Here is a 26,682-nt window from a genome sequence, read left to right on the forward strand (position 1 = left end):
TGGCCTGCTGGAATACCTGGGCCGTTCAGACGAGCAGGTGAAAGTTCGGGGCTACCGGATCGAACCGGGAGAGATCGAGCATCAGCTGTTGCAAGAGCGCGGCATGAAGTCGGTGCTGGTGCGGGTTCACGACCCGGAAGGCGACCCCTCGTTGTGCGCCTATTATGTGAGCGAAGAAGCGCATACGGCCGAAGGTCTTCGGAGCGCGTTGCAGGGCCGTCTGCCGGACTACATGGTTCCGGTGCACTACGTGTCGCTGGCGTCGTTCCCGGTGACGGGCAACGGGAAGATCGATGTGAAGGCGTTGCCGGACCCGGTGCAGGGCGTGTCGGAGCAGGATCGCGTGGCCCCGGAGAACGAAGTGGAAGAAAAGCTGGTGGCCATCTGGGCGGAAGTGCTCAAGCTGGACGCTTCGCAGATCAGCGTCACAAAAAGTTTCTTCGCCCTCGGCGGTCATTCCCTCAGCTTGATGAAGGTGATCACCAAAATGCAGAAGGCCTTCAGCGTCACCATAAAACTACCGGCCCTGGTTCGAAACAACACCATCCGCGGCAGCCGCGCGCTGCTGGAGGAAATTGAGAAGGAACAATTCCACCACATACCGGTCGTAGCGCCCGAGGCATTTTATCCGCTCACCCAAACGCAACTCACCATCTATTTGTTTCAGCAAAAACATCCGGGTACGATCGTCTACAATATTCCTCAATCCTTTGCCTTCGGGGCTGCGGTCGATACGGAGAAAGTAAAATCGGTTTTTGAGAAATTGATTGCCCGTCATGAAAGTCTCAGGACAATTTTCACAACCCGCGACGGCAATTTTGTTCAGTTGATCCGCGATGACATGCCGCTGGAATTTCAGGAGCATGTCATCGCCGCATCGAAAGACAGTGACGTTGTCGCAGCCGTCGTTCGAGGCTTTACACAACCTTTTGATTTGGAAACGGGTCCGCTGTTGCGGTTAGCGTTGATCCGGACAGACGATGGCGCACTCCTGCTCATCGACATTCATCATATTATCACCGACGGAATTTCAAACACCCTGCTGGAAAAGGAATTCTTAGCCTTGTATCAGGACATCGCCTTGCCACCCTTGCGGGTGCAATATAAAGACTACGCCGTCTGGCAAAGCAGTCCCATCGTCAAAAAAAGGATCGGGCAACAGGAACAATATTGGTCGGCGCGATATGAACAGAAACCTGAAAAGCTGAATCTCCCGCTCTCTGATCCTTCGGCCACCGCCCATTTTGAAAGGGGGGTTCACTATTTCGAGATCGATCCCGTTCTATACGCCGGGTTAAAACAACTGACCTTGCAACATAACGCCACCCTGTTCTCCGTTTGCTTCGCCGCCTACACCCTGATGCTGTCAAAGTTAAGCGGCAGCGACGATATCGTGGTGGCGGTGCCGGCATCGGGCAGAATACACGATGATCTTCAACAGGTGGTTGGGAATTTTGTCAACCTGCTCATGATCCGAAATTTTGCAGCAGGCGACAAAACGACAGGCGAATACCTGGTGGACGTAAATCAAAATGCCATGGAGGCCTTTGAAAACAGCAACTATGAAATTGAACGCTTGTTCGAAATGCTGAACGACAGGTTCCGGATAAACGTTCGCGATCTCATTGCCGTGGGTTTTAACTTTGAACCGCTGGACAACGATCAGTCTTTGGAGGAACAGGGTGTGCTTGCGCATACCCAGGAATTGTCGCCCACGACAACACCGTACCTGCTGGATATTATTGGTTCAGAAGGAAAAAATACAATAGGCTTTACGTTGGATTATCGCAGCGGAGCCATTCATCCCGATCTCGCCGGCCGCATCGCCTCGCACTATGTACACATGTTGACCGTCCTGGTACAAGATCAACACCGGTGTCTCCAGGATATTGAACTCAAGGATCAACTTGAGCACATCGAACACATCGACGCCACGGAGGCTTTGGCGGATGAATTTGAATTTTAGTGTGTAACCGTTTGCAAAAATATCTCCTATGAATGCATTCACGCCTACCGGCGCAGAGGTCACCTCGGCACATCTTCAAAAGAAAGAGCGCGAGTATTGGAACCGAAAATTTGAATCGTTCACCCGCAAGGCCGTTTTTCCCTCCGATGGCGGAGAGATCCGGATTGCGTCCGGTGAAAATTCATACGCGATTCAGCTTCCAGCCGAAGTGACCGCCAAAATGCGTCTCATCAGCAACCAATCTGACCTTCGCCTGTTTGTGTTGTTGCTTACCGGCGTCAAGGTCCTGCTCGGTAAATATGCGAACCTGACAGACATTACGGTGGGAGTGCCCATCCTGAAGCAAGCCGATAAGCGAAACCTCATTAACCACCAACTCTTTCTGCGCACGGCATTGGACCCGGAACAGTCGTTCAAGGCCCATGTCGTGAAGGTGCTCTCCGTTTATAACGAAGCCCTGGAACATCAAAATTATTCTTCGCGCGTATTACTGAAAGACCTGTCCATCGACGAATCGTCGCCCCTGATGCCGCTCTTTGATACAGGCGTGATGCTGGATGCTTTTCATGAAAAGCATTATTTCGATCCGTACACCCCCGGCCTGGTGTTTGCATTTTCGGCGGCGGAGGCTGCCCTGGGGTGCACGCTTCACTATGATGCCACCCGCTATTCGGCGAACTATATAAAACGCCTGGGCGATCATTTAGTGCAACTCTTTCAACAGGTTGTGGCAAATCCCAGCGTCGCACTCTCCGCGCTGCACGTCATCACGGATGAGGAGAAAAAAACAATACTGGAACAGTTCAACAACACCCATCGCCCATTTCCGCCCGTCACGGTGCAGGAGTTATTCCGCCGGCAAGTGGAACAACACCCCCATCGCATCGCCGTGGCCGACGATAAACGTACTTATACCTTTCTGGCCTTGGATGAGCTCGCTACGAGAGTGACCGCGCGCCTGCAGGATGCTGGCGTGAAGGCTGGCGACGTTGTGGGTGTCTGCATGAATAGTTCGGCCGACGTGGTGGTCATTATCCTCGGCATCATTCGGGCGGGCGCGGCATATCTTCCCATCGATGCGAGTAACCCCGCGGAACGGATTCAGTTTTTCATAGCGGACAGTGGCTGCCGGCTGCTGATAACAGACGGCATCGCGCCGGATGTAAATGTCGGAGACCTTGCCATCGTGGAAAGCCAGGAGTTGATTTCATCGCTGGCCATGCCATTGCGGTATGAACATTGCCCGGAAGCGACTGATCGCATTTATATTATTTATACTTCCGGCTCTACCGGACGCCCAAAAGGTGTGCAGGTAATACAGTCGGGCCTTGTCAACCTGATATTGGGATTGAATGATCTGGTCTATGGCACATACGGCGAGTGCCTTCGTCTCGCGATGGTTTCACCCTTTGCCTTTGACGCATCCATCCAGCAATTGTTTGGGACGTTGTTATTGGGGCATACCCTATACGTGGTAGACGACGTGACCCGCCGCGATGGCGAAAAGCTGGTGGAATTCTATCACAAACACCAGATCGATATTTCGGATGGAACCCCCACACACCTCAAGCTGCTGGTCGATGCCGGGATCGCCCTGCCGACGTCCGTGAAACATTTTATGATCGGTGGCGAGGTTTTGGAAAAGGCGCTGGCGCAGCGGTTCTTTGAGAAAGTCGCTACCGGCCCTGTGCGCATATCAAACCTGTATGGCCCCACGGAGGCGAGCGTAGAATCCACCTGCTATACCTTTATGCAAAAGGATCTGCGGGACTACGATATGATCCCCATCGGCAAGCCTTTGTTCAACGAGCGGATCTACATTCTCGATGCGGACATGCAACTGCAGCCCATCGGATGGGAGGGCGAGATCTGCATCGCGGGCAAGGGCATTGGCCCCGGCTACATCAACCCCGAGGCTACCCGGGCGAAATTTGTGGCGGATCCTTTCTATCCCGGAGAACGCATGTATCGCACGGGCGACATGGGGCGATGGCTGCCCGATGGCAACATCGACTACAAGGGGAGAACCGATAGCCAGGTGAAGATAAGAGGCTATCGCATTGAACTGGACGAGATTGAAAGTTGCCTGAACAAGCACCCCCTCGCACAGTCGGCCTATGCATTACTCTATACCGATACTTCGTCTGAGCCGGCGATTGGCGCCGTGGTGAAGCTGAATGCTGAAGCCAGCCCGGCCGACGCGGCGCTAAAATCCATACGCGAGTTTTGCAAAACGTTGCTGCCGTTCTACATGATGCCTACGCGGTTTGTGGAAACCCGGGAGATCCCGCTGAATGGCACCGGCAAAGCCGACCGCCGTCAGCTGGCAGCATTGCTGATTCATTCACGCGAAACGTCCCCGGAAAATCCGACAAGCTTTACGACGACGGAGAAGGTCGTGCAGGAAGTGCTCTACGAATTGCTCGAGGTTGATGTGATCGAGAGGGACACCAACCTCCACGATATCGGGCTGCATTCGCTCAAGATGATGAAGCTGGCGTCGGGGATCTACAAAAAGACCGGTGTTCGGCTCAGCCTCACCGAATTGTTTGCCAACAACACCATCGCCGCGCTGGCCGCGCTCATCGGCCGAAAAAAAGAAGTAGCCGATGGCATCCCGAAGGCGGAAGCAAAAGAATTTTATGAGATGTCGCCCATGCAGAAGCGCCTTTATTTTCTGCAGCAATCCGACCCGCATAGCGTAGGGTATAATTTGCCGGACTTCTTTTATTTGAGCGGCCCGGTTTCGGCAGAGCGCCTGGAGACGGCCTTTCGCACGCTGGTGGCACGTCATGAAAGTCTGAGAACTTCTTTTGAGTTGGTGCAAGGCCGGCCGCATCAGCGGATTCATCCAGCGGATACCCTTGCGGTTTCCGTGACGCAGGCCGACGTCACGCAAGACAGGGATGAGGCGTCGGCAAGCGATGCTTTTGTAAAGCCTTTCGACCTCCGGCAGGCACCACTCATGCGTGTACAATTGATGCGTCGGTCCCCGCAAGACTTTTTCCTCATGCTCGACATTCACCACATTATTTCAGACGAGTTGTCGAACGTTATTTTGTTTACGGAACTCATCGCCCTCTACAAAGGGCTTTCCCTGAAGCCGCAAAAGTTTCAGTATACCGACTATTCCGAATGGGCCGCGAAGCGTAACGCCGAAGCGCTCGAAGCCGGGGCCTCTTTCTGGCGGAAGCAGTTTGCTGCACCCGTGCAGCGACTAAATCTGCCCACCGATTTTAAACGCCCGGAGCAACCTTCAAATGCCGGCGACGTGGTCGTTTTTGAGCTTTCGCCCGAAACAACGCAAGCCCTTATGGCCTACAGCAAGGTGCGTCAAGTCTCCAACTATGCCACCGTGCTGGCGGTGTACACAGCCTTCCTTTCAAAGATCTGCGGTCAATCGGACGTCACCCTGGGCTCCGTTGTTTCCGGAAGAACGCATGTTGATCTGGAAAGCGTGGTAGGCTTTTTCATCAATACGCTGGTGTATCGCTATGACGTGCAGGAGGACCTGTCCTTTGATGATTTTTCGGATGGCGTGAGGCGCTATTTGGCCAGCGCGATGAAACACCAGGACTATCCGTTTAACGATCTCGTGAAAATGGTAACCTACACCGACGCACAAGAGCCACATCGAAACCCGGTGTTCGATGTCGCCTTTCTCTGGCACAACCGCCAGGATTCGGGATTTGTGGCCCAGGTGTCTGACCAGGAGCTTAGTGTCCGGAGCTACGATTACGCCGAGAAAAATTCAAAGTTTGACCTGTCGCTCTTTTGCATCGAGTCATCCGACAGCCTGGCCTTTAATTTTAACTACAGCACCAGGTTATTCACGGAAGCCACTATTCAGGAATTTGTGCGGCTTTTCGCAAGCCTCGCCGATGCCATCTTTGGGCAGCCCAGCCAGAAACTGAGTTTGCTTCTGAACGACCCCAAGCTTGCCGAGCAGGAAACGGATATCCACGTGGATCTAGATATTTTTTAAATCTTAATGACAACCCACATGATCACCTATTTTATTAAACGTTTGGTTCGAAACAGATTGTTCCTCATCCTGTTTCCCAACATCATTGCTGTGACAGCCGCTTACTCGCAACAGTCTAAGTTTGTCGGCTCCGGAAACCGCGCCTCGGAAAAACGTGAACTGACCAACTTCAATCGTATTGAAGCGTCGGCCAGCCTCAACGTGTTTGTGACACAGGGACCCTATGAAGTGAGGGTGGAAGCCGATGACAACCTTATTCCGCTCGTGGTCACGAACGTTTCTGGCCGCGTGCTGGAGCTCTCGATCCGCAAAAATACGTCCATCAACAATCGAACTGGACTCGACGTCTACGTGAGCATGCCCGAACTTGCGTCGGTCGTCCTGAACGGGTCCACCGGCCTGAGTACATCGGGCAACTTCACCCTGGACAAATTGACCGTAAAGACCTTTGGATCGGGCAACATCTCCATGGCGGTAACCGCCAAGGAAATTCAAGCCGAAACATCGGGCTCAGGACATCTGGAGTTTAAAGGCAAGGCCAACCTGCTGAAGCTGCATACGGGTGGTTCCGGAAATATTTACCTGAATGATATGGTGGCCGAAGAAGCGTTCGTCGAACTGTCGGGCTCGGGAACCTGCGAGGCAAAGGACATCAAGCGGCTTCATGCCGCCCTCGGTGGAAGTGGCAACGTTTACTATTCGCCAACACTCACGACTAAACTCGACATCAGAGCCGGTGGCTCGGGAAAAGCGATTCCCCGGTGACCCATGCTTTCAATATGCCGCAAAAAATAAAACAACCTTCCCATGAATACACTACAGCTTAACAACCTGGTCGACGTTTCCGAAGACCGAATCGAAATACAGTTTCAGGAAACTACTGGCCAGGCTCCGTTCACCGTGCAATGCAACGGCAGCCCCCAAGCCTCGGCGGCCTGGCTGCAGGAAAACCGTCAGAAAATTTATTCGCTCCTGCAGGAACAGGGTGCGGTGTTGCTCAGAGGTTTTCCCATCGACAGTGCCGAGGCCTTTGAGAAGACTTTCCGACAATTTTTTCCGGATATCCTGACCTACAAAAACAGGACATCGCCACGCGATGAAGTGATCTCGAAAATATATACTTCGACCTCGCATCCACCGGATCAGCACATAAACATGCATACCGAGAATTCGTATGCAGGTTCGTTCAATAATTTTCTTGGTTTTTTCTGCCTGCTTCCATCCGAAACCGGCGGTGAGACGCCCATCGCAGACGAGCGAAAGATCATTGCCAGCATCGACGCGAAGGCGAGAACTAAATTTGAAAACCTGGGTGTGCGCTACGTGCGCAACACCATTCCCGGTATCGGCCTGGGCTGGCGAACCATCTACCAAACCGAAGACCGGCAGGAAGTGGAAAAGTTCCTGATCGAAAACAACGTGCAATTTGAGTGGATCAGCGACGATCACCTGCGCACCCGTTGGACGCTGCCCGCCTTTAGGCCCCATCATACTACGGGAGAAAAAGTTTGGTTCAACCACATGTATTTTGGTCACCAGTCGCTCTTTGATCCCACGGTGATCGAATTTCTCGGCGAGGACAATCTGCCGTTCACAACCTTTTACGGCGATGGCTCCGTTATTGAAGACGACACCATCCAGCAATTCAACGACGCTTACGAGAAGTATAAGATTGTTTTCCGGTGGCAAAAGGGTGATCTGCTGTTGCTCGACAACATGATGTATTCACACGGTAGAAATCCCTTCACCGGCAAACGCACCATCCTTGTCGCCATGGCCTGACGGCCTCCTCGCCGTGTTGTGTTCCAGGTTTGAGATCGGCGAAATCAAGTCGCTGTATCTTTTTTAAGGCTGTACGCCGTATGGCCGGAGTAATTATCAATTTATTTCATTCATCCTTGTCGCGGCTGCGCTGTAGCGTGTCCGCGGAACTTCTTATTTAACCAACCAATCCTATGCGAATTGTCGTCTTAATAGTTCTGAGCCTTGTTGTTACCCAGGTGGTAGCAGGGTTTCGCGATGCCCCTCTGATGTTGTCCGACACCGCCTGGCAGCACATCGAAGCCCGCGTTCAAAAGGCTATGCACAACGGAGGTATCCCGGGCTTGAGCCTGGTAGTGATGAAAGACGGAAAAACGGAGATCAGAAATTTTGGGTATAGCGACAAAGAAGGGCGTACGCCTGTCGATTCGACCACGCAGTTTGAGTTGGCCTCTTGCAGCAAAGCGTTTACGGCGCTGGGGTTGCTTCGATTGGAAGCCGAAAAGAAGGTTGACCTCGACGCGCCCGTGTCCCAATACTTACCCTGGTTTGTGACGTTCTATAACAAACAACCGGTCCAGATCACGCTGCGACAATTGGTGCACCACACCAGCGGCATTCCCTGGCACACACTCTCCATGATTCCCGCCGATGCATCGCCCGCTGCGCTTGCTGACGCCGTGAAAAAAATAAAGGGCCTCACGCTTGCGGCGCGTCCAGGCACGCGATATGAATATGCCAGCATGAACTATGACGTGCTGGGTCTCGTCATCGAGACCGTCGCGCGGAAGCCGTTTGATGAATTTATGCGCGAGGCTGTTTTTCTTCCTCTGGGGCTGACCCACACCACCGTAGGTCCGGCCCCCGGCCAAAATACAAAGGCGACAGGCTATAAAGCGGGGTTCTTTCAGGAGTTTCCGTATAGCCCACCCGTATTTCGGGGCAACTACCCCGCCGGCTATATTGAATCCAATGCCGCCGACGTGGCGCGCTGGATGACCTGGCAGGTGGAGGGCGGACCGATGGACGGACATGCGTTGATCCTCAAATCGCACCAACCCGATCTGTCGCTGCCCCCCGATCGCGATAACCTTACGCTTTATGCGTTTGGCTGGAATGTTTCACCCTATGGAGAACCCAAGTTTTATCACCTGGGCCAGAATCCAAACTTCACGGCATTCATGGGCTTTGTGCCGGGCCAAAAAACGGCCGTGGCGGTGCTCGCCAATGCCGACAGCCCGTATACTTTTTCATTGGGCAGCGATATACTGAAGGCGCTGAGCGGCCAGGAGGTGCTAAAAGATTTTAATGCCGACAATGGTTATGACAAGCCCTTCACCATTCTCACCATCGTCCTTGGGCTTTACAGCATTCTCGCGATAGCCCTGATCGTTGTGGCCGTTCGGAAAATAGTGAAGGAGAAACCGGTCATGACCGGCCTTACCCTTCGAAAAGTGGTGAGCCTGTTGGCGGTATCGGCCTTCTTTGCCTTGCTGTCCTATGGCCTCTATTCGTTTCCCCGGGCATTTTCGGATCTGAATTGGGACACCATGATCGTGTGGCTCCCCTGGAGTTTGAAGAGCCTGGTGTTTGCAGCACTGGCGGCATTGGCGATCACCTACATGGCCTTTCTTTTTTCGCTCTTCTTCGATTTCGTGGGCAGGGTCTATTGGAGTGTACTCCCCTTCCTGGTGATCGTTAGTTTGATATCGGGTGTTTCAAACATGATCATCATCGTGCTGATCACCTCGGTCGTGAAGGGTGACCTGCCCTCGGCCGACATGCTTCTTTATTTCGCGATCACCTTCATTGCCTACATCGGCGGGCGCAAGATCATTGAAAACAGGCTGCTGGAAATCACCAACGAGATCGTTTATGATCTCCGGCTTCAACTCATGAACAAGATCTTCTCTACGACGTATGAGAAATTCGAAAAGATCGACCGCGGGAAAATTTATGCGACCCTCAACGGCGATACCAGCACCCTGGGTGAAGCGGCAGGGGTGGGCATCAAACTCATCACCAGCATCATCACCGTTTTTGGTTCGTTCTTTTACCTGGCCGTTCTCTCTTTCTGGGCCACCGGCGTAACGGTGTGTGTCATTGCTTCACTGGTCGTGTTGTACTATTTCGTGGGCAAGCGTGCCGACACGCTCTACGAAGAGGCGCGCACCACGCACAATGGCTACATGTCGCTGCTCAACGACCTGATCGACGGCTTTAAGGAGCTGAGCATTCATCGCGCGAAGAAACGCGAGTTTCACGAAGAAGTGAAGGCCATCAATGGAAAATTCCGCACGGCCCGCATCGATGGTCAGGTTCGCTTTGTCAATGCGTTTCTCATTGGCGAGTCCATTCTCATCCTGGTGCTGGGGGCCGTCGCCTTTGTCATGCCCACCGCATTTCCCACGTTGGAACCGCAGAAGCTGCTGAGCTTTGTTATTATTCTGTTATATCTCATCGGCCCCATCAACGGCATTCTGGGTTCGGTGCCCGATTTTATCAACATCAAAGTGTCTTGGGGGCGCATCCAGAATTTTCTGAAAGAAATTCCAGCCACACCGAACCTCAACGACGCCATCGAATCCGTGCCGACCCGATTGCAACGCATCGAAGTGGACAATATTACGTATCGTTATACGCACGCCGATGGCGGAGACACCACCTTTGGTATTGGCCCGTTGAGCTTTGAAGCCGCCGCCGGCGACGTGATTTTTGTTATCGGTGGTAACGGCAGCGGTAAAACCACCATGGCCAAGGTGATCACGGGTCTCTATCCCGCCAGCACCGGAAAGATCCGGATCGATGGGGTTGAAGTAGATCACACCACCCTGGGCGAATACTACAGTACCGTGTTCAACCCGCTTCACCTCTTCGAGAAAATTTACGCCATGAACACCAGGCCGGATACCAAGGAAGTGGACCATTACCTGAAACAACTGCACCTCGACGATAAAACCGGGCTAAGCAACAATGTATACAGCACGATAAAGCTTTCGGGGGGACAGCGCAAAAGAATTGCCCTTCTGCAATGCTACCTGGAAGATAAGCCCATCTATCTTTTTGACGAATGGGCCGCCGACCAGGATCCGGAATACAGGAAGTTTTTCTACCGAACCCTCATTCCCGAAATGCGGGCCAGCGGAAAGATCGTGATCGCCATCACGCACGACGACCAGTACTTTGATGTGGCCGACAAGGTCATTAAGCTGGAACGCGGAAAGATCACGATGGTCAAAAATGAAGCATCGCTTCAGGATGCAATGGTTTGATGACGGTGTCATCGGCCCAGTCCAAGTATGGTTAGGAAGTTATGAACATCAAACCCCACGGTCAAATGGAAATCGGAAACGTATCGGAAATCAACGAAGTGAAGGCGGCCCTGGCCGCCCTGCAACAACGCGGGCTCGTACTGGAATGGTCCTTGCCTTATGAGAATTTATTGACACGACTCACCGCGGCGATCTTTTATGTTTCGCTCGACGAGGAAGGCCCGGAGGAAGTGTGGAAAACGCTTCAGCAATTTCCACGTTTTGCATGCCTGCAAAACGAAACCAGGCAACTGTCTGCCCTGCCTTGGCGCGTTGAATTCAACACAGGATTTTCATTGTAACGAACGAACCATGAGCCGAAAGAAACTTTTTTGCTTTCCCTATGCGGGAGGGTCAGCCATGATCTATCACCGGTGGCAAGCGGCCGCGGGCAATATCGAACTTATTCCCGTGGAGTTGGCGGGGCGAGGGCGTCGCATCAACGAGCCGCTCTATAAGGACGTACATGCGCTCGTTGCCGACATGTACCGTTGTGTAACGGCGCAAGTTCAGGACGATGAATTTGCTTTCTTTGGACACAGCATGGGGAGCATGATCGCCTACGAGCTAACCCTGGCCCTCCGCAGAAACGGCGAACGGCTGCCGATACATAATTTTTTTTCAGGGCGAGCCGCACCCCACATGCCCTGTGAACAAAGTAACCTGCACTTACTTCCCGACGATGCTTTCAAGGAAGCCTTGCTGCAGCTGGGTGGAACACCGGCACAATTCTTTGAGTATCCCGAGCTTATGGAAACGTTCTATCCCCTGCTGCGCAATGATTTCATGCTGGCACAAACCGCTTTTAGCGAACGCCCCATCGAGGCGCTCGATACCGATATTACGGTGTTCTTCGGCTCCGACGAAGATTTTTCGGACGAAGCCATGATGGGATGGCGAAAGCATACGGACAAATGCTGTAGCCTTCATGTGTTGAGAGGCGATCATTTCTTCCTGCACCACCAGATGCCCCGCATGCTCCACATCATCCGGCAAACGCTGCAGCAAACCCAGATGGACTTTGAACCCGCTTTGACGGCCTATCCCGACGTCTCCGTCGTGCGCTAGCGACATCTTTCAAATACGCATTACCTGAACCCTATTAAATCTCTACGAAAATGTATGCTCTTTCTGAACAGAGTTTAGGAAAACTCAAGATCATTTCTAAGAACCTTTCGCGCGAGCGCGAATATTGGAACAGTCGGTTGCACAACTTGACGAAAGCTGCCTTTCCACCCGATTTCAATTCGCCGCTGCCGGCTGATTTTCATACGCGCCAAATGATGTTGCCCCGCGACACGGCTCAGCGGCTGCACGATCTGGCAAAGCATTCGGACCCTGGCCTGCACACCGTACTGATGTTTGCCATAAGCCTGCTGTTGGCGCACCGCACACAACGACGCGATGTGGCGGTGGGAACGCTGACCTGGGTCGACGGTCCGGCGGCTACCCCTACCGATACGAACTTGATGGCTATTCGCACCACCGTTGACGACGAGGCGACGCTGCACGATCAATTGCGGGTGTTCGCTCAATCGTACCAGACCGATATCCGGCATCAGCGTTTTCCCTTTGAAGTGCTGCTGGAAGAATGGGGGGGAGGAGCGCAAGGCAATCCTCTTTTTGATGTGATGGTGGTCCTGCAAAATATCCAAACCTTCCGGCTGCCGGAGTTGCAACCCTTTGCCAATCTTTTCTTTTGCTTCGATCGGAACACCGACGGCCTGCTGTTTAGCGTGCACTACAATGCCGTGCTTTTCACAGAATCCACCGTACAAGAATTGATGGAAACGTTGATGGTCCAGCTACACGAATTTCAAAATGATCTGCAGCACCCGGTGAAGCACATGCACCGCAGACCGGCATTGGCCGATGAGCCACATCGTCGTGTGGCCGATCGCGAGGCGACGGAAGGCTACTGGAAGAACGCACTACAGGATTATAAACAAATTGTTTTTCCGGCACCTCGAAATGCCAGCAACGAACGTGATCGACACGAACTTTGGGAAAAACGAAACCGCCCGTATGTAGCGAGCTTCAGAGCATTTTGTCATCACCAGGATGTTACGCCGGAGGAGGTATGTTTTGCGGCGTACCTGTATGCGCTATACATGCTTTCCTACGATGGCGACCTGCTGGTCGGGCTCACCCGCGGGGATGCCGGATCCGCTTTGTTGCCAGAAGTCCCCTTTCGAATAAATATGGAAGGAGTTTCGTCGGGGTTGACACTGGTACAGCAGATTCGCGCCCTGAGAAACCAACAAGCGTCTTATGAGGCTTTGAAACTCGACGCCTTGAAGACCCTGATGGACGTGGAGAAAGAAGCAGGCAATCCGTTTTATACGACTTGCTTTTCATTCAGAGACGAGGGCGGCATGCCTGGCCACGACACGGCCGTTGCACCCGGTAATTTTCAGGTATCCGACACCCATTGTAATTTTGAGGTGACGTTCACAAAAGAGGATAGGATGGTGGCTACCTGGACTTTTAGGCCCGCCATGGTAGATGAAAATGCCGTACAGCAGTTACTGAATTACGTGCTTTCCATCCTCGACTTTATAGTAGCCAGCCCCGACGCGCCGCTCCACAAGCATACCTTCATCTCCTGGGGCGAACAACAACGGTTGATGCATTTTAATGACACGGCCTCACCCTATAATACAGACGTCACCGTCATCGAGCTCTTTGAGCAACAGGTGGCGCAGCACCCCAACGCGAAGGCCATACAAATGGGAGAGAGCGTGCTCACGTATGGACAACTGAACAGCCGCTCCAACCAGCTGGCGCGCACGCTGCTGGAGATTACCGGCGGAGAACAAAAAATTATTCCCATCGTTGCGGAGCGATCCCTTGAAATGTTTATTGGCATTTACGCCATTTTGAAGGCGGGCTGTGCATACTTGCCGGTGCCGCGCGAATATCCGCAGGAAAGAATCGACTACGTCGTGACGGAGGCGAACGCTGGCGTTGTGCTCGCCCTCAGCAAAGACGAGGGCCGGTTCAACGGCCACGGCAAAGTGTTGATCCTGGATCGTGAAGAGGCCTACCAGGATGACGACACCAACTTGTCCATCGCGTCGCAGGCCGACAGCCTGGCGTACGTGATCTATACGTCGGGATCGACCGGTCAGCCCAAGGGGGTGATGATTCAGAACCGGGCGCTGGTAAACCGGTTGAACTGGATGCAAAAATGTTATCCGCTCAACGCCGGCGATGTCATCTTGCACAAGACGTCGATGGCCTTTGATGTTTCGGTATGGGAAATTTTCTGGTGGGCGTTACAAGGCGCATCGGTGGTGTTGCTGACACCGGGTCAGGAAAAAGACCCGGCGGCCATGGCTACGGTCATTTTTGCTCATCGCGTGAGTGTACTGCATTTTGTTCCGCCCATGTTGCGGGCCTTTCTGAATTTTTTTACCACGCCCGAGACCACCGCGCAATTGAAAAGCCTGCGTGCCGTATTCGCCAGCGGCGAAGCCCTGAGCCGTGACATCGTGACGGCGTTCAACATGCTTTTTCGCCCGGAGGGACCGAGACTCATCAACTTGTACGGACCCACGGAAGCCACGGTTGACGTAACCGTCTTTGAATGCCCGCGACAAGCTGCACCGGCGATCATTCCCATCGGCAAGCCGATAGACAATACGCGGTTGTATGTTCTCGACAAATTCCTGGAAGCGCAGCCGATAGGCTCCGTTGGCGAACTCTGCCTGGCGGGTGACCAGCTGGCGCTGGGCTACCTGCACAAACCAGAGTTGACCGCACAGCGCTTTATAGAACATCCACATGTACCCGCCGAAAGAATTTACAGGACAGGTGACCTGGCGCGATGGCTACCCGATGGAAACGTGGAGTTTCTCGGTCGCATCGACAACCAGGTGAAGATCCGTGGCTATCGCATCGAGCTGGGTGAGATTGAACACCAACTGCTGCAGGTGGCCGGTGTTCGCGATGCGGTGGTGGTGTGTCGCGAGGAGAATGGCAGCAAATATTTGTGTGCCTACTACGTTGCCCCCCTGCCACTCGAAGCCCATCAGCTCGCCGAGCACCTGGGCGTTAGACTGCCGGCATACATGGTGCCGTCGGGCTTTGTGTGGTTGAAGGAGATGCCGCTCAACGCCAACGGCAAGACCGACCGCAAGCAATTACTCGACCTCCGGCAAACAGCCGATGTGCCCTATCAGGCTCCACGCAATACCGTGGAAAAAGTGCTGGCGGAAGCGCTCATGGAAACCCTTAACCTGAAAGACGTGAGCATCAAAGACAGCGTCTTTCGCATCGGGCTCGACTCCATGAGCGCCATCCAGGTGGTGACGCTGCTCAATGAGCGCCTGGGGCTGGAGTTGCCGTTGGGAATCTTTTGGGAATTTCCGGTGGTGGAAGATCTGGGTGTTAAAATCGAAAGCGAAATAGAAGCTACGGCACGCAGCAACGCCAAGCGCATCGCTCGCCTGGAGCTGGAAAAGAATATGCTGGACTTCCTGGCAAAATATGAATCGGAACACACTGCGCGCGTCGCATCCCGGGTGGACATGCGTGAGGTGGAGGCCATCTATCCCATGAGCGAAATGGAGAAAGCCATGACCTATTACACCGTTGCGTTTCCCGAAGCGCCGCAATACCTGGAACAAGTCGTTTACAGCGAGCGTCTCGTCAATCTTGACCTGGAGCGATTCCGGCATGTGGTAGAACAAATGATCGAAAAGCACGCCACATTCCGGACAGGCTTTGATCTTCAGACCCATTCGCACATCATCTATAAAACCTTTGCGCTGCCTTTCCATCATCACAACCTCGAAGCACTCGAGGTGTCGGACCAGTATACTTTCATTGAGCGGGTCAGGGTTGAATGCAGGACCAGGCCCCTGGACCTGCTCATTCCAACTCTCCAATTCCATCTATTCCAGACGGGCGCGGAGCAATACGTCATCATGCTGCAGTTTCATCACGCCGTTATTGACGGGTGGAGTGTGCAAGCCTTCATGGGCGAGGTGTATGAGACCTACATGAAGATCATGGCCGACGAAACGTTCCGCCCCGCGTTGCTTCGTTGCCACTACAAGGATCAGATCCTCTCCGAATTGATCAGCAAGCGGGAAGAATCCCTCACACCCTACTGGCTTGCCGAACTGAACGGCTACCGGCGGTTTGTCTTTCCACAACCCGAACAGCCCGTCAGGCCGCAAACCTCCAAGGTGCTGAAGATCGCGCGAGATAAGGCTTACCTGGTGAAGCTTCAGGCGTTTAGCGTCCAGCACGACGTGACACTGCACGATCTGGGGTTTGCTGCCTACGTGTATGCGCTGCATACCCTCACGCTCGAACGCGACATCCTGGTGGGCCACGTCACCAACACCCGACCGGCGCAGGAAGATGGCGACAAACTATTGGGGTGTTTTCTTAATACGGTTCCGGTCCGGCTTGCCTTGAGTGGGCCCGAACGCGTCATCGATTTTTTGAAACGCGTGAGCCGCAAATTCACAGAGCAAAAACGATTTGAGCGCATTTCGCTGCTCGACATCAAAAATAGGGTGGACGAACCCAGTGGTATCCAAAATCCCTTCTTTGATACCAAGTATAATTTCATTGATTTCAGCAAGATCAGAGGACTGGATACGTCTTCCGATGGTGTGTCGGAACCGGAGACCGGCATCGTTAACTACCTCGAAGAAAACACGCTGTGCGATTTTTGTATCGACCTGACCGGCGGAGCGCAAATGCTGGTGTCATGGACATTTGCCCCGGCTAACATCGACGAGGAATTTGTGCGCCTCCTGTTGCGCAGCACCCTATCCATTCTGGATTTCATGGTGGCAAATCCTTATCAACTCCTGTTGCCGGAGAACTTTATCGCCGAAGCAGATCAGCCCCGCGCGTTGGGCTTCCAGGAAACGCTGACCCGCGCGCGGCAAGCGAACACCGACAGAACGTTGGCGGTTGCATCACCGCGACCTTCGCGCAGTGCACACGAACAAGCCATCGTAGACTTGCTGTTGAAGATCAAACCGTCACTGGCAGGAATGGTGCATGCTGAGAGCGCACTCGACGAACTGGGAATAGACTCCCTGGGTATGATCGCGCTGCAATGGGGTATCCGCGAAACTTTTCATCACACGATACCCATCGCCGAACTGTTTTCCCTGGTTCGGGTGAGCGCCATTGCAGGCCACCTGGAACAGTTGCAGGAACCTGATCAGGTGCTTGTCGAAACCTGAAACGACTCCCTGCGACGCCTGTAACCGGATTTTTGTAGCCGGTGCATTCCTTTTTCCGTACCAAAAACCACTCCCATGATCAATACCGCTATTGACATTGAAGATCAGTTCCTTGCCAAGATACGCGAGAACAATGCCGGCTGGCAAAGCTCCCGGGTACGCAAGCTTCTGATCATTTATGATCCCAATTCATTTTTTATCGGCGACTGCCTCACACACCTTCGACAGGTAAGAGTGCTGAAGAATTATTTTAAGAATGTTACCATTCATATTCAGTCCAAATATCCACAGATAACGGAGGTCATCAGGAATCATCCCCTCATAGACGCTTGCGAAATTAAGTCGGCTGGCCAATCCGACCTGGCAGCTTACGATCTCGTGCTCTATGGTGCGGAGGACGAACGTGAAATTTTGCAGGCGGTCCAGCACCTGGACGACTTGGAAAATCTGCATACCTGTCTCTTTGCGATCTCCGAGTCAACCAGCGAGGTGAAGACCAGGCTCTTTGATAATCTTCCCGTCCGGCTTACGGAAGCAGACCATCGGGCCGCACCGCAGGCCAATGAAATATATCTTTCCAGCGATGAACTGACGGAAGCACAGAATAACCTGGCCGCCCGGGGGCTGCGCAAAAACGAAAACCTGGTGGTCTTGCTGGACAGCTCCACCAAACAGGTGAAAATGCTCAATACCCTGCAATACTTTAAGTTGATCCAACTCCTGGGTGCACTGCGCGACGTTCGGTTCCTGGTGTTCGACAAGGACGATGTTGGAAAGGAACAATTCTACAAAAGCTTTCTGAGTGACCGGCAGCTGTTTGACAAGATCATTTTCGTGAAGAAAGAGGGGCTTCGACAGTCCATTAGTATGCTGGCTCATCCGCAAGTCAAGTGTGTGTTCGGACCTTGCACGGGTCTGTTGCATTGCGCCTCGGGTGTTTATCATGGTATGCTGGAAAGTGGGCGTATCGAGCGTCGGCACCTGCCGATCCTGGTGGCCTACTGCGGGCGCTACGACCAGGGCATTATTGAAAATGAATTTGCCTGGTGGGGCGGCACCTTGGTGGACTGTATTAAACTGACAGGCAGTGATGGTACCGATACCCACATTGATGTCGTTACCGCGCGTGACGCTGATGTGGACCTCTTCTTGCGTGACCTGCGCTATTGCAGCGAGTACACGGCCGCGCAGATCTTTGCCTTTATGCTCGCGCGTTATGAAGGAAGAATGAAAACCCTGGGCCTGCTGTAGGTTGAAATGCCAATGAAACAAACCTTAAAATCAAATGCTGTGGATAATCACGACGCCTCCCTGTCCATGAGTGGGCAGACCATGACGCCCGACACCGACTTCAACGGTGCCTATCAGAACCAGGTGGGCAAGGTGCTGTATTTTCACTACTTCAGTCAGTTTCAAAGCCAGGAACTGCTCGTAAAGGAAGTTCAGTCGTTCAACATAAATGAATCCTTCATCCTTGAAAACATAAATGTCAATGCCTTCGAACAAGCCGTAGCCGGTCTGATGGCGCGGCACGAGAGCTTGCGTACCGTCTTTCAATGCGAAAACGGCGAAGTGCGTCAGCGCATTCTCACCACGGCGGAGTGTGGACTTCCCATTACCTATTTCGATGTACGGCATGAAACCGACAAGATGGAGGCGAAGGACCGGCTGGGTCATGCGTGCTGGAAAACGCGGTTTGATTTTTATCGCGGCCCCCTTTTTAAAGCCGTGGTGGTCAGGGTAGAGGACACCGTAAGTTGGGTGTTCCTGGCCATCAATCACGTTGTATGCGATATTTATTCGCTCTACGTGCTGCGGGAGGATTTCTATTCGTTCTATTCCGCCCTGGCCCAGGACACCTCCCCGGTTTTGCCGCCGCAGCTTTTTCAAGCCAGGGACTATGCCGCCTGGCAACACAAATTGTTTGATGCCGAAGATAAAAGCGGCATCCGTAAATTCTGGATCGACTCCCTCTGGCAGGACCTGCCACGCGCGATGTTGAAGACGTTCTACAAAGACGCCGCTCCCAGGGTGGAACACGCTTATGCTGCCATGATCGAAGCGGGTTTGCGCGCCGATGGCGTGAAGGACTATCAACCCCTTGCCCGGGCGTTGAATGGCTATTGCAACCGGCCCTTGCCCACCAAAGGAAGCGGCTATAGTTTTTGCCTCGACGAAGATTTGTTTCAGGATTTTAAAGCCTTGTCAGTGACGCTGAGCACCACCATGAACAACCTGGTGACCACCGCCCTGAGCCTGATGGTACACGCCCTGACGGGCCGGACCGACATCATCCTGGCCGTTTCCGCCAGCACCCGCGACCACTATAAGCTGCAGCGCATTGTAGGGTGGCTGATGAACTACATGCTCGTGCGCTACACCCTTCGGGAGGAGCACAGCGTGGCCCGGCAAGTCGCGGTGAACCAACAAACGTTTTTGAAAGTGATGCCCTATAAACACTATCCGATAGACTACATCTTTCGCGAGCTCGACATATCGCTCGACTCGCTGGGCACTTTCTTCGTCAACTACATCAAACATACCCGCGACCGCGACGACATAGACCCGCCCCGCCACCTCACGGGCGATACGATCGTAACGGCCGATGTGGATTGCACCGTGAACGAGTTTGAAAACTGCTTTCGTATTTTCTTTAACTACAAAACCGAATTCTTTCTGCCCTCGACGATCGAATTTCTAGCGCAATCATTTCTGGACACCTGTCGCTACATGGTTCGAAATCCTGATGAACCCCTGTGGTCCCTGAAGAAAAACCTTATGGAAAATTCGTGTACACCGAAAAGCTAATACCGTGATCCATGTTCTACACACCCGGTTCGAAGAAAGGCTGAACACCAGGAGCTATGAACAGCACCTGAGAATGTTGCCGCCATGTCTTCGTGACAAAATCGGCCGGTTTCAAAACTGGAAGGATGCGCAGGCTTCCTTGCTGGGAAAACTGCTGTTGTTGCGAGGGCTCAAAATTTATGACCTCGATCACCTCGACCTCAGCGACCTGGCGTATTCGAAATTTAGCCGGCCCTATTTCGGCCATGGCGTCGATTTCAATATCTCGCACTCTGGCGACGTGGTGGTCTGTGCCATCAGCATGACCGGTAGGGTGGGGGTGGACATTGAGGCCATGCGTGTGGTGACGCCCAGCGACTTTGAATTATTTTTCGATGCCGCCGAAATGCAGCGCCTGGCGCAAGCCGATAATGTGCTGGATGAATTTTACACCTTGTGGACAAAAAAGGAAGCCGTCATGAAGGCGGATGGTAAAGGCCTTTCCATTCCATTGAAGGATGTGCGCCTCATGGGAAACGGTTGCGCATACATTGAAAACTATTGCTGGTACCTGGAACCCCTCGACCTGTATGCCGGGTATAAAGTTCACGTGGCGGCCGATTTCCCCATCCACGACGGGATCACGACCGGTCAATATGCATTCGAAGAAGTCAATCTCTGATATTTCAACCTAAGCCAATCGATTTATGAAAACGAATACACCGCGACACCTCATCTCGCTGCGAAACATTGCCGACGAGGACATTCGGGTCATGGTCTCCCGCGGCCTGGCATTTTCCAACCGGCAAGCCACGCCCGATGGTCTTTTAAAGAACAAAGTGATCGGCATTTATTTCCGCAAAACGTCGACGCGTACGCGAACGGCGTTTTCTTCTGCGGCCCTGCGCATGGGTGCGCAGATCATTTCATTTGGCCCCAACGATCTGCAGGAAAATACCGGCGAATCCATCAACGACACTACGTTGGTCTTGTCGCGCATGCTCGACGGGTTTGTGGCCCGCACGGCCGGCGCTCCTGCGGAAATGGAAGCCTTTGCCGCCCAAAACCGCATGGCCGTGATCAATGCCATGAGCATGGACGAACATCCTACGCAAGCCCTGGCCGATCTCACCACGATCGTGCAACATTTCAATAGCCTTTCCGGCATTCGCGTGCTCTACGTTGGCGAGGGCAACAACACCGCTTCCGCCCTGGCGCTGGCGTTGCCTCGTTTTGCTAAAACGAGTCTTTATCTATATACGCCCCAAGGCTATGGTGTGCCTGAAGAGGCCATGGCCTCGGCCCGGCAAACAGCCCGGCGGACCGGCGCGACAGTTTCCGAGCACCACGACACGAGCAAATTGCCGGAGGAAGTGGAGGTCATCTATACCACCCGTTGGCAGACGACGGGAACGTCTAAGCCCGATCCCAAATGGCGCGACGCGTTTTCGCCCTTTACCGTCTCACAAAAGCTGATGGATAAATACCCCAACGCGATCTTTATGCATGACCTTCCGGCCCATCGCGGCGAAGAAGTGGAGAGTGCCGTGATCGACGGAAGCAAAAGCATCGCCTTCGACCAGGCTGAAAATAAATTTCACAGCGCTACGGCTGTGTTGGAGTGGTGTCTGAATTCACAGTAAAGGCGCAAAATATACGCTTCCAGTGCTATGAAGAAACCGCGGCCCAGGATTTCCAGAGCACCTTGTTGAAAACAGTGAAGACCTCAATTTGTCCCTTCACTCTAGCCCTGGAAATTATTTTCCCCTCGGGCGAGGTTTTAAAGATGTCACCCGTTTTTTCTGCAACAGTCCAGCTTTTTTCCCAGCCGGTGTTACGGGTCCAAAACGTCGTGTATATTTTTCCATCATTGCCCGTCGTAAAGATGTCTGCCCGATCCGGAGACGCGGAAGCGCAGGAGATATTACCCAGTGGCGATACGGTGAAGTTGCCTGGCTGTCCTACTCTTTCCCACGGCAAAGACGCGCCAAAGTTGGTGAAGAAGGAAGCCCATATTTGTCCATCACCAGCCAAAACCAGGAGAAGGCAACCATTGGCCAATGATGCCAACGCAAAACGGGATACTTTGAGGTTGTCAGGACCGAGCTGCTGCCAGTCAGGACTAATGTTCCGGATGCTGTTGTCTATCTCGCCGGCCCAAAGCTGTTGTTTATTATCCACAGCGAAAAGTGCGTTGCCCCAAACTTCAAACAACGATGGTGTCCCGAAATGAAAGGTTGAAGCCACCTCGATGCGCCGCCATAAGTTATCGGTAAACGGAAACCAGTTGTGCACGGAATATAGGTTGCCGTCGGTAGCCGTGATATAAAGGTCCACGCCAAAGGGAAATTCGGCTGAGGCCATCCCTTTTAGTTTTGATGATATAGAAAGACTGACGTTGATCCTTGTTGCATCCGGCGCAGGAAATCCGAAAAGGGTGGTGTGGGACGCCGTTTCAACGGGAAGCTTTGCCCATGGCGCAAAGGATGGATTGCCGGCTTCCTTCGCCAACATCCACAATTCATCCTTTTTTATCAGAAACAAATAAAGGTTGTCGGGGCGAAGCGAAACGCTGCACCAGGGAAAACCTGTTGACGATCCGGGTGCTTTCACGTCATCAGCAACCTGCGCCCATTGCGCATCATCTCTTGGGCAGGCATTCAGCCGCAGATACCATAGCCGGGAATCTCTATCCACGGCGAATACATCAACGTAACTGTAGTAGTACTTATCATAGCCCGCTTGTTCAGCGATATGGTAAAATTCAAAACTTCGCTCGTCCAGCACCAGCCAGGTGCTCCATTTGTTTTGCGTAACGGAAAACGGAACAGGGCCGGTGCTTCTTATCTGATCTTTAAAGTGATAGTAAGGAAACGACACGGCACAATCCCAAAGTGCATGATCGCCGAGCAGGGCCTTCAGGGTGTAAGACATTTTCCATTCCGGCTTGTCTTTTCCGGTATGCGCTATGTCGATCGTCATGTCGGGTGACAGGATCATTTCCTGGTCGAAAAAAATCCATTCTGCATCATGGTCGCTGTCCTCTTCTGTTTCGCCCGCTGCAATAACTTCATCGGTGGTTGCCGTTCCGCAGGAGATGCGCACGGTTGCTTTTGCCACACTGGACATCTCCATTTCTTCATCGCCACTTCTGAGATATATGACCAATGCTTTTATGCGGTTCAACTGATCTTCGTTAGAGGACACCTGCTCCTGGCGTACCACATTGTTCCAGTCTTTAAAATCGTGAAGAAGCGATTGCCCGCGATATTCAATCACCCATTCCCGTTGTCCCCATTCGGCAAGGCCCCTGCGGATAAAAGGGTTTTCGAATCTTGGATAAAAATCTGTCTTATAGCCATTGCCATTGAGTTTGAATTTTCCCCCGTCACCGTAGTCCAGTTTTAGTGTTCTGGAATTCCCGGCACCATCGGGAACATGATAGGTGCACTCCATGTCGCCGTTGTCGTCTATTTTGATCTTCGCCTTGCTTACCCGATCCTTAAAATTGTCAAAACTCGAGAAATCCTGGTTGCTTCCGACCTGGATGATCCAGATGTTTTTTTCATCCACATACCAGTCGCGATTGGCGAAAAAGTCAACCTTGAGTGACTTAATTTTCTGGTCTTCCAGCTTGTCTTCATAAAAATCCGAGTCCTTGTTCAGCCATTCCGGGGGCTGATTGGAAAAAACACCGATATAGGCCTCTTCCTTGGTGCCGGTTTGGGGGTTTGTGCGATGCGTTAATTTGCCAAACATCCAAAACCCTTTCGCTCCAATGTCATCGATGTCGGCCAGAAAGAAATTATCATTGTCATACGCCGACGTTCTTTTTTCTTCGGTAAGCTCGAATGCATTTTTTGGAAACCAGGCATGCGAGCCGCATTCGGCCATCCTTCGCTGGATCCAGTGAGAATCGAATGCCAGTATCGCCGCATTTTCATGCTGAACAACCATGGGCAATGCCCAATGCCCTGTCCAATAAGAAGGTCCGTCCACGTCGGCGCCTTTGCCAAGAGGATTTTCTCCTTTTGCAAGGGCCTCGTTAGCGATGATGCCTCCCACCGCTCCCAATGCAGACATGCCGAGAGGAGCTCCCGACAACCCTCCACCTGCTCCTGCCAGCAAATCGGAAATATCCAATCCTTCAAAGAATGCTGTGATAAAGACATTTATTTCGGCGCTGACCGTCGCCTGTACGACCTGTGTTTGAAAATTCAGTTGCCCCGGCCTGAAATTCTGGACGGTAGACAACATGATGTCACGGCTTTTGTAGGTATGAATATTTGTCCTGCTTCGCGTGGAGCCATCCAAAAAAATGGACAGATCATCCGATGAACTTTCTTCCAAATGAATACCCAGGATCTCGCTTGAAAAAACTCCAAGGACAACGCCGGGCGCCCACCCGAAATAGGTATTGGCCAAGGCCAGGCCACCCAATGCACCGGTGCCGACCCTCGACAGAAAGGGCAATAAAAAATCAACCACAAACGGAAGAAATCCGGCAAAAACTCCTGTCTTGTCCAGGCTAAATTTTTCAACGCAATCAAACGTATTGCGCACAATCTGTTTGTTATAATACGCTGACAAGCCCCACCAAAAAATAGTGTCGTCTTCTTTCCGGGAATAATCCCGATGTGTCCGGGTTATTTCATCGAATACTTTTAGAACAGGCCCGTAATGTTTTTCTCTTTTTGGCCTGTAGGCCTCATCCAGTGAGTCTTTTTGGTCTGATTTTTTGGAGGTCTGAAAACCATATTTTGCCGCTTCTTCGAAAGATATAGAAACCCTTGACCTGTCTGTAAATGCAGTAGCGGGTGGGTTTTCCCCAATTTCCAACAAAACTTCCGGGACCTTGTAGGTAGAACTGGCAAAGGCAAAACCGATTTGTGACGAAGCATCGGTAAACACCCCTTTAGAACCCAGCATGATTTCTATGACATCGCTCAATGCACCTTCCCAACCGTTGTTTTTGGATTTGAATTGAGAACGTCCACCGCAGGCTCCAATGGCACCTTTGTGATGGAAGCGCATCACATCGAAAAACATCAGGTCAATGACCATCGTAGCTTTTTGCCGGATGTCTTTGTCCAGCGCAAAATCGGCCAGGTTCAGCAGCGCCCACAAGTGTTCGCGATAATAGCCCGAAGAATTATATTCAGCCCAGCCAAACATCAACTTGTTGTTCAGCCAGTTCATCACCCTTGCCCTGCCGCGTTCTTTCCTTTGCGTCCCCGTTAATTTTCCTTTGTCCTTCTCTGAGTCCTCCAGAAAATCCCTGGCCGGCTGAAATGTGTCTTGTGGCCACAACTGCCCGGCCAGGTATTCGGAAGAAGCAAACATGATGTAGTGATTCTCCGACCAGTATTCCTTTTCGCCGTCCTTTTCCTTGCCCAAATCACCTTTTGCGTCATTCAGTCTTTTTGCCCCCTTTGCCTTGAACTCTTCATCAAGCCAGAACTTATACGCCAGGATAGCATATTTGTAAATGGACTCTGCCACCAGCGAATAGCGGATGTCGGCGCTGCAGGGGTTTTGGGCGTTCAATTCCAGTAAAACTTTCAAATGGCTCGAAGCGGTTTGTATCCGTTTTACCAAATCTGCATTGTCGCCGGCCTGCGTTATTTTGCCGGCCACAAACTCCTCATATGTTTTTCCAGCTATGGCTCTTTCCCTCCAGGTGAACAACGCATGATCTTGCCATTCTGCCGGCAAATTGCCATACAAATACAGCGCGCGCATCAATGTGCAAAGGCCCATGTCGGAGTTCTCCCAATTCAGGTAAATTTCCGAGGCATCGAATGCATAGCCCCAGCGTTTTGCATTTTCTGAATGAGGATACTTCCAGAGTTCTTTCATTTGCACGTCAACCGTAGCGATCTGTATTTTGTACACCCACGGTGCCGCGCCAAGTTTCTCCAAATAGAAAATGGTGATCCCCTTGGGTCTGGGGAGCTGCGTGGCCTGAACGATGTGTTGTTGCATTTCCTCCCGGTAGGAAGTGATTTTCTCATCACTGAATGCAGGTTTGGCACTGGGACTTTCACCAAGGTATTGCATCAATTCCGCCTCATAATTGCTGACGAATTGCTCTGCATTCGTTACCCAGTCTTCTACCGTTTTAATTTCAACATTGGGATAATGAAATACCTCTGGAATTAACCAGGGCCTTTGTGCCGTGATGGCGGTGCGGGATAAGATATGCGGTAAGTTGTTATCGTCTTTCGACTGTTCTTTTCGACCATACTGGTTTAACTCCCCCAGGTCTTCAGAGGCAGAGCCAAATTTACTCTGCTCCAGCCTTTCTTTCATCCCGGCCAGTTTGCCCGCTAGCTTTTCCGGTTTTTTGTGGTCAAGCCAATCCCCCAGATTTCCGATGAACAATTGGTGAAACAGATCCCTTTGCTGCTTCTCTTCATCCGTCCACACCGGTTGCTGGCTATCGAGATACACTTTTTCGGTCTGGCGGTTGGGGTCGGTGATCAGATTTAGCAGGGCGTCGGTGGAGTTGGCCAGGATATCGCGGAAGGAACTCATGTTCAGGCGGCGCAACTGACATTCATAAAACCAGTACTTCCGTTTCTCCATTTCTTTCTGGAGCTCAGACAAGGTTTCGTCGTTTTGTTGATGATCATCACCCATGGCAGACATTTATGA

The 26,682-nt window shown here is 52.4% G+C and carries 13 protein-coding genes; 12 read left to right on the forward strand and 1 reads right to left on the reverse strand.

Annotated features, from left to right (window positions below):
- From BUB30_RS24715 to BUB30_RS24770, 12 genes are all read left to right on the forward strand, one after another.
- Window positions 1-1,966 (forward strand): condensation domain-containing protein (locus BUB30_RS24715; protein WP_245804168.1); only part of this gene is annotated, 1,966 nt, incomplete at its 5' end.
- Between the two features lie 28 nt (window positions 1,967-1,994).
- Entirely contained in the window at window positions 1,995-5,951 is a 3,957-nt protein-coding gene (locus BUB30_RS24720) for a non-ribosomal peptide synthetase (RefSeq protein WP_073139739.1), read from the forward strand.
- Window positions 5,952-5,957: 6 nt separating this feature from the next.
- Window positions 5,958-6,716, forward strand: coding sequence for a head GIN domain-containing protein (locus tag BUB30_RS24725; RefSeq protein WP_084138376.1), 759 nt, complete (start codon window positions 5,958-5,960; stop codon window positions 6,714-6,716).
- A 42-nt stretch (window positions 6,717-6,758) separates the two neighbouring features.
- Complete coding sequence (locus tag BUB30_RS24730) at window positions 6,759-7,733, forward strand: TauD/TfdA family dioxygenase (protein ID WP_084138377.1); 975 nt, start codon at window positions 6,759-6,761, stop codon at window positions 7,731-7,733.
- Window positions 7,734-7,906: 173 nt separating this feature from the next.
- Complete coding sequence (locus BUB30_RS24735; protein ID WP_073139745.1) at window positions 7,907-10,984, forward strand: cyclic peptide export ABC transporter; 3,078 nt, start codon at window positions 7,907-7,909, stop codon at window positions 10,982-10,984.
- Between the two features lie 65 nt (window positions 10,985-11,049).
- Entirely contained in the window at window positions 11,050-11,325 is a 276-nt protein-coding gene (locus BUB30_RS35285) for a hypothetical protein (RefSeq protein WP_178377190.1), read from the forward strand.
- Between the two features lie 10 nt (window positions 11,326-11,335).
- Window positions 11,336-12,091 carry a thioesterase II family protein gene (locus BUB30_RS24745; RefSeq protein ID WP_073139747.1) on the forward strand — a complete coding sequence of 252 codons (756 nt, stop codon included), beginning with the start codon at window positions 11,336-11,338 and terminating at the stop codon, window positions 12,089-12,091.
- Window positions 12,092-12,141: 50 nt separating this feature from the next.
- Window positions 12,142-17,238, forward strand: coding sequence for a non-ribosomal peptide synthetase (locus BUB30_RS24750; protein WP_073139749.1), 5,097 nt, complete (start codon window positions 12,142-12,144; stop codon window positions 17,236-17,238).
- A 75-nt stretch (window positions 17,239-17,313) separates the two neighbouring features.
- Complete coding sequence (locus BUB30_RS24755; RefSeq protein WP_073139752.1) at window positions 17,314-18,489, forward strand: hypothetical protein; 1,176 nt, start codon at window positions 17,314-17,316, stop codon at window positions 18,487-18,489.
- A 39-nt stretch (window positions 18,490-18,528) separates the two neighbouring features.
- A complete protein-coding gene (locus BUB30_RS24760) occupies window positions 18,529-20,046 on the forward strand; it encodes a condensation domain-containing protein (protein ID WP_178377191.1) in 1,518 nt (505 codons plus the stop codon).
- A gap of 4 nt (window positions 20,047-20,050) precedes the next feature.
- Window positions 20,051-20,707 carry a 4'-phosphopantetheinyl transferase family protein gene (locus BUB30_RS24765; RefSeq protein ID WP_073139757.1) on the forward strand — a complete coding sequence of 219 codons (657 nt, stop codon included), beginning with the start codon at window positions 20,051-20,053 and terminating at the stop codon, window positions 20,705-20,707.
- A 25-nt stretch (window positions 20,708-20,732) separates the two neighbouring features.
- On the forward strand, window positions 20,733-21,668 hold the full coding sequence (locus BUB30_RS24770; protein WP_073139759.1) for an ornithine carbamoyltransferase: 936 nt from the start codon (window positions 20,733-20,735) through the stop codon (window positions 21,666-21,668).
- Between the two features lie 25 nt (window positions 21,669-21,693).
- Here BUB30_RS24770 and BUB30_RS24775 read toward each other — a convergent pair whose 3' ends face one another.
- Window positions 21,694-26,667 carry a PLL family lectin gene (locus BUB30_RS24775; RefSeq protein WP_143165075.1) on the reverse strand — a complete coding sequence of 1,658 codons (4,974 nt, stop codon included), beginning with the start codon at window positions 26,665-26,667 and terminating at the stop codon, window positions 21,694-21,696.
- Between the last annotated feature and the right edge of the window lie 15 nt (window positions 26,668-26,682).

This window comes from Chryseolinea serpens, from assembly GCF_900129725.1.
GTDB classification, from domain to species: Bacteria; Bacteroidota; Bacteroidia; order Cytophagales; family Cyclobacteriaceae; genus Chryseolinea; species Chryseolinea serpens.

What these genes read in the sequence shown, in the direction of transcription:
- BUB30_RS24720 (WP_073139739.1), top strand. Translation starts at nt 1,995, where the DNA reads ATGAATGCATTCACGCCTACCGGCGCAGAGGTCACCTCGGCACATCTT.
- BUB30_RS24725 (WP_084138376.1), top strand. Translation starts at nt 5,958, where the DNA reads ATGACAACCCACATGATCACCTATTTTATTAAACGTTTGGTTCGAAAC.
- BUB30_RS24730 (WP_084138377.1), top strand. Translation starts at nt 6,759, where the DNA reads ATGAATACACTACAGCTTAACAACCTGGTCGACGTTTCCGAAGACCGA.
- BUB30_RS24735 (WP_073139745.1), top strand. Translation starts at nt 7,907, where the DNA reads ATGCGAATTGTCGTCTTAATAGTTCTGAGCCTTGTTGTTACCCAGGTG.
- BUB30_RS35285 (WP_178377190.1), top strand. Translation starts at nt 11,050, where the DNA reads ATGGAAATCGGAAACGTATCGGAAATCAACGAAGTGAAGGCGGCCCTG.
- BUB30_RS24745 (WP_073139747.1), top strand. Translation starts at nt 11,336, where the DNA reads ATGAGCCGAAAGAAACTTTTTTGCTTTCCCTATGCGGGAGGGTCAGCC.
- BUB30_RS24750 (WP_073139749.1), top strand. Translation starts at nt 12,142, where the DNA reads ATGTATGCTCTTTCTGAACAGAGTTTAGGAAAACTCAAGATCATTTCT.
- BUB30_RS24755 (WP_073139752.1), top strand. Translation starts at nt 17,314, where the DNA reads ATGATCAATACCGCTATTGACATTGAAGATCAGTTCCTTGCCAAGATA.
- BUB30_RS24770 (WP_073139759.1), top strand. Translation starts at nt 20,733, where the DNA reads ATGAAAACGAATACACCGCGACACCTCATCTCGCTGCGAAACATTGCC.
- BUB30_RS24775 (WP_143165075.1), bottom strand. Translation starts at nt 26,667, where the DNA reads ATGGGTGATGATCATCAACAAAACGACGAAACCTTGTCTGAGCTCCAG.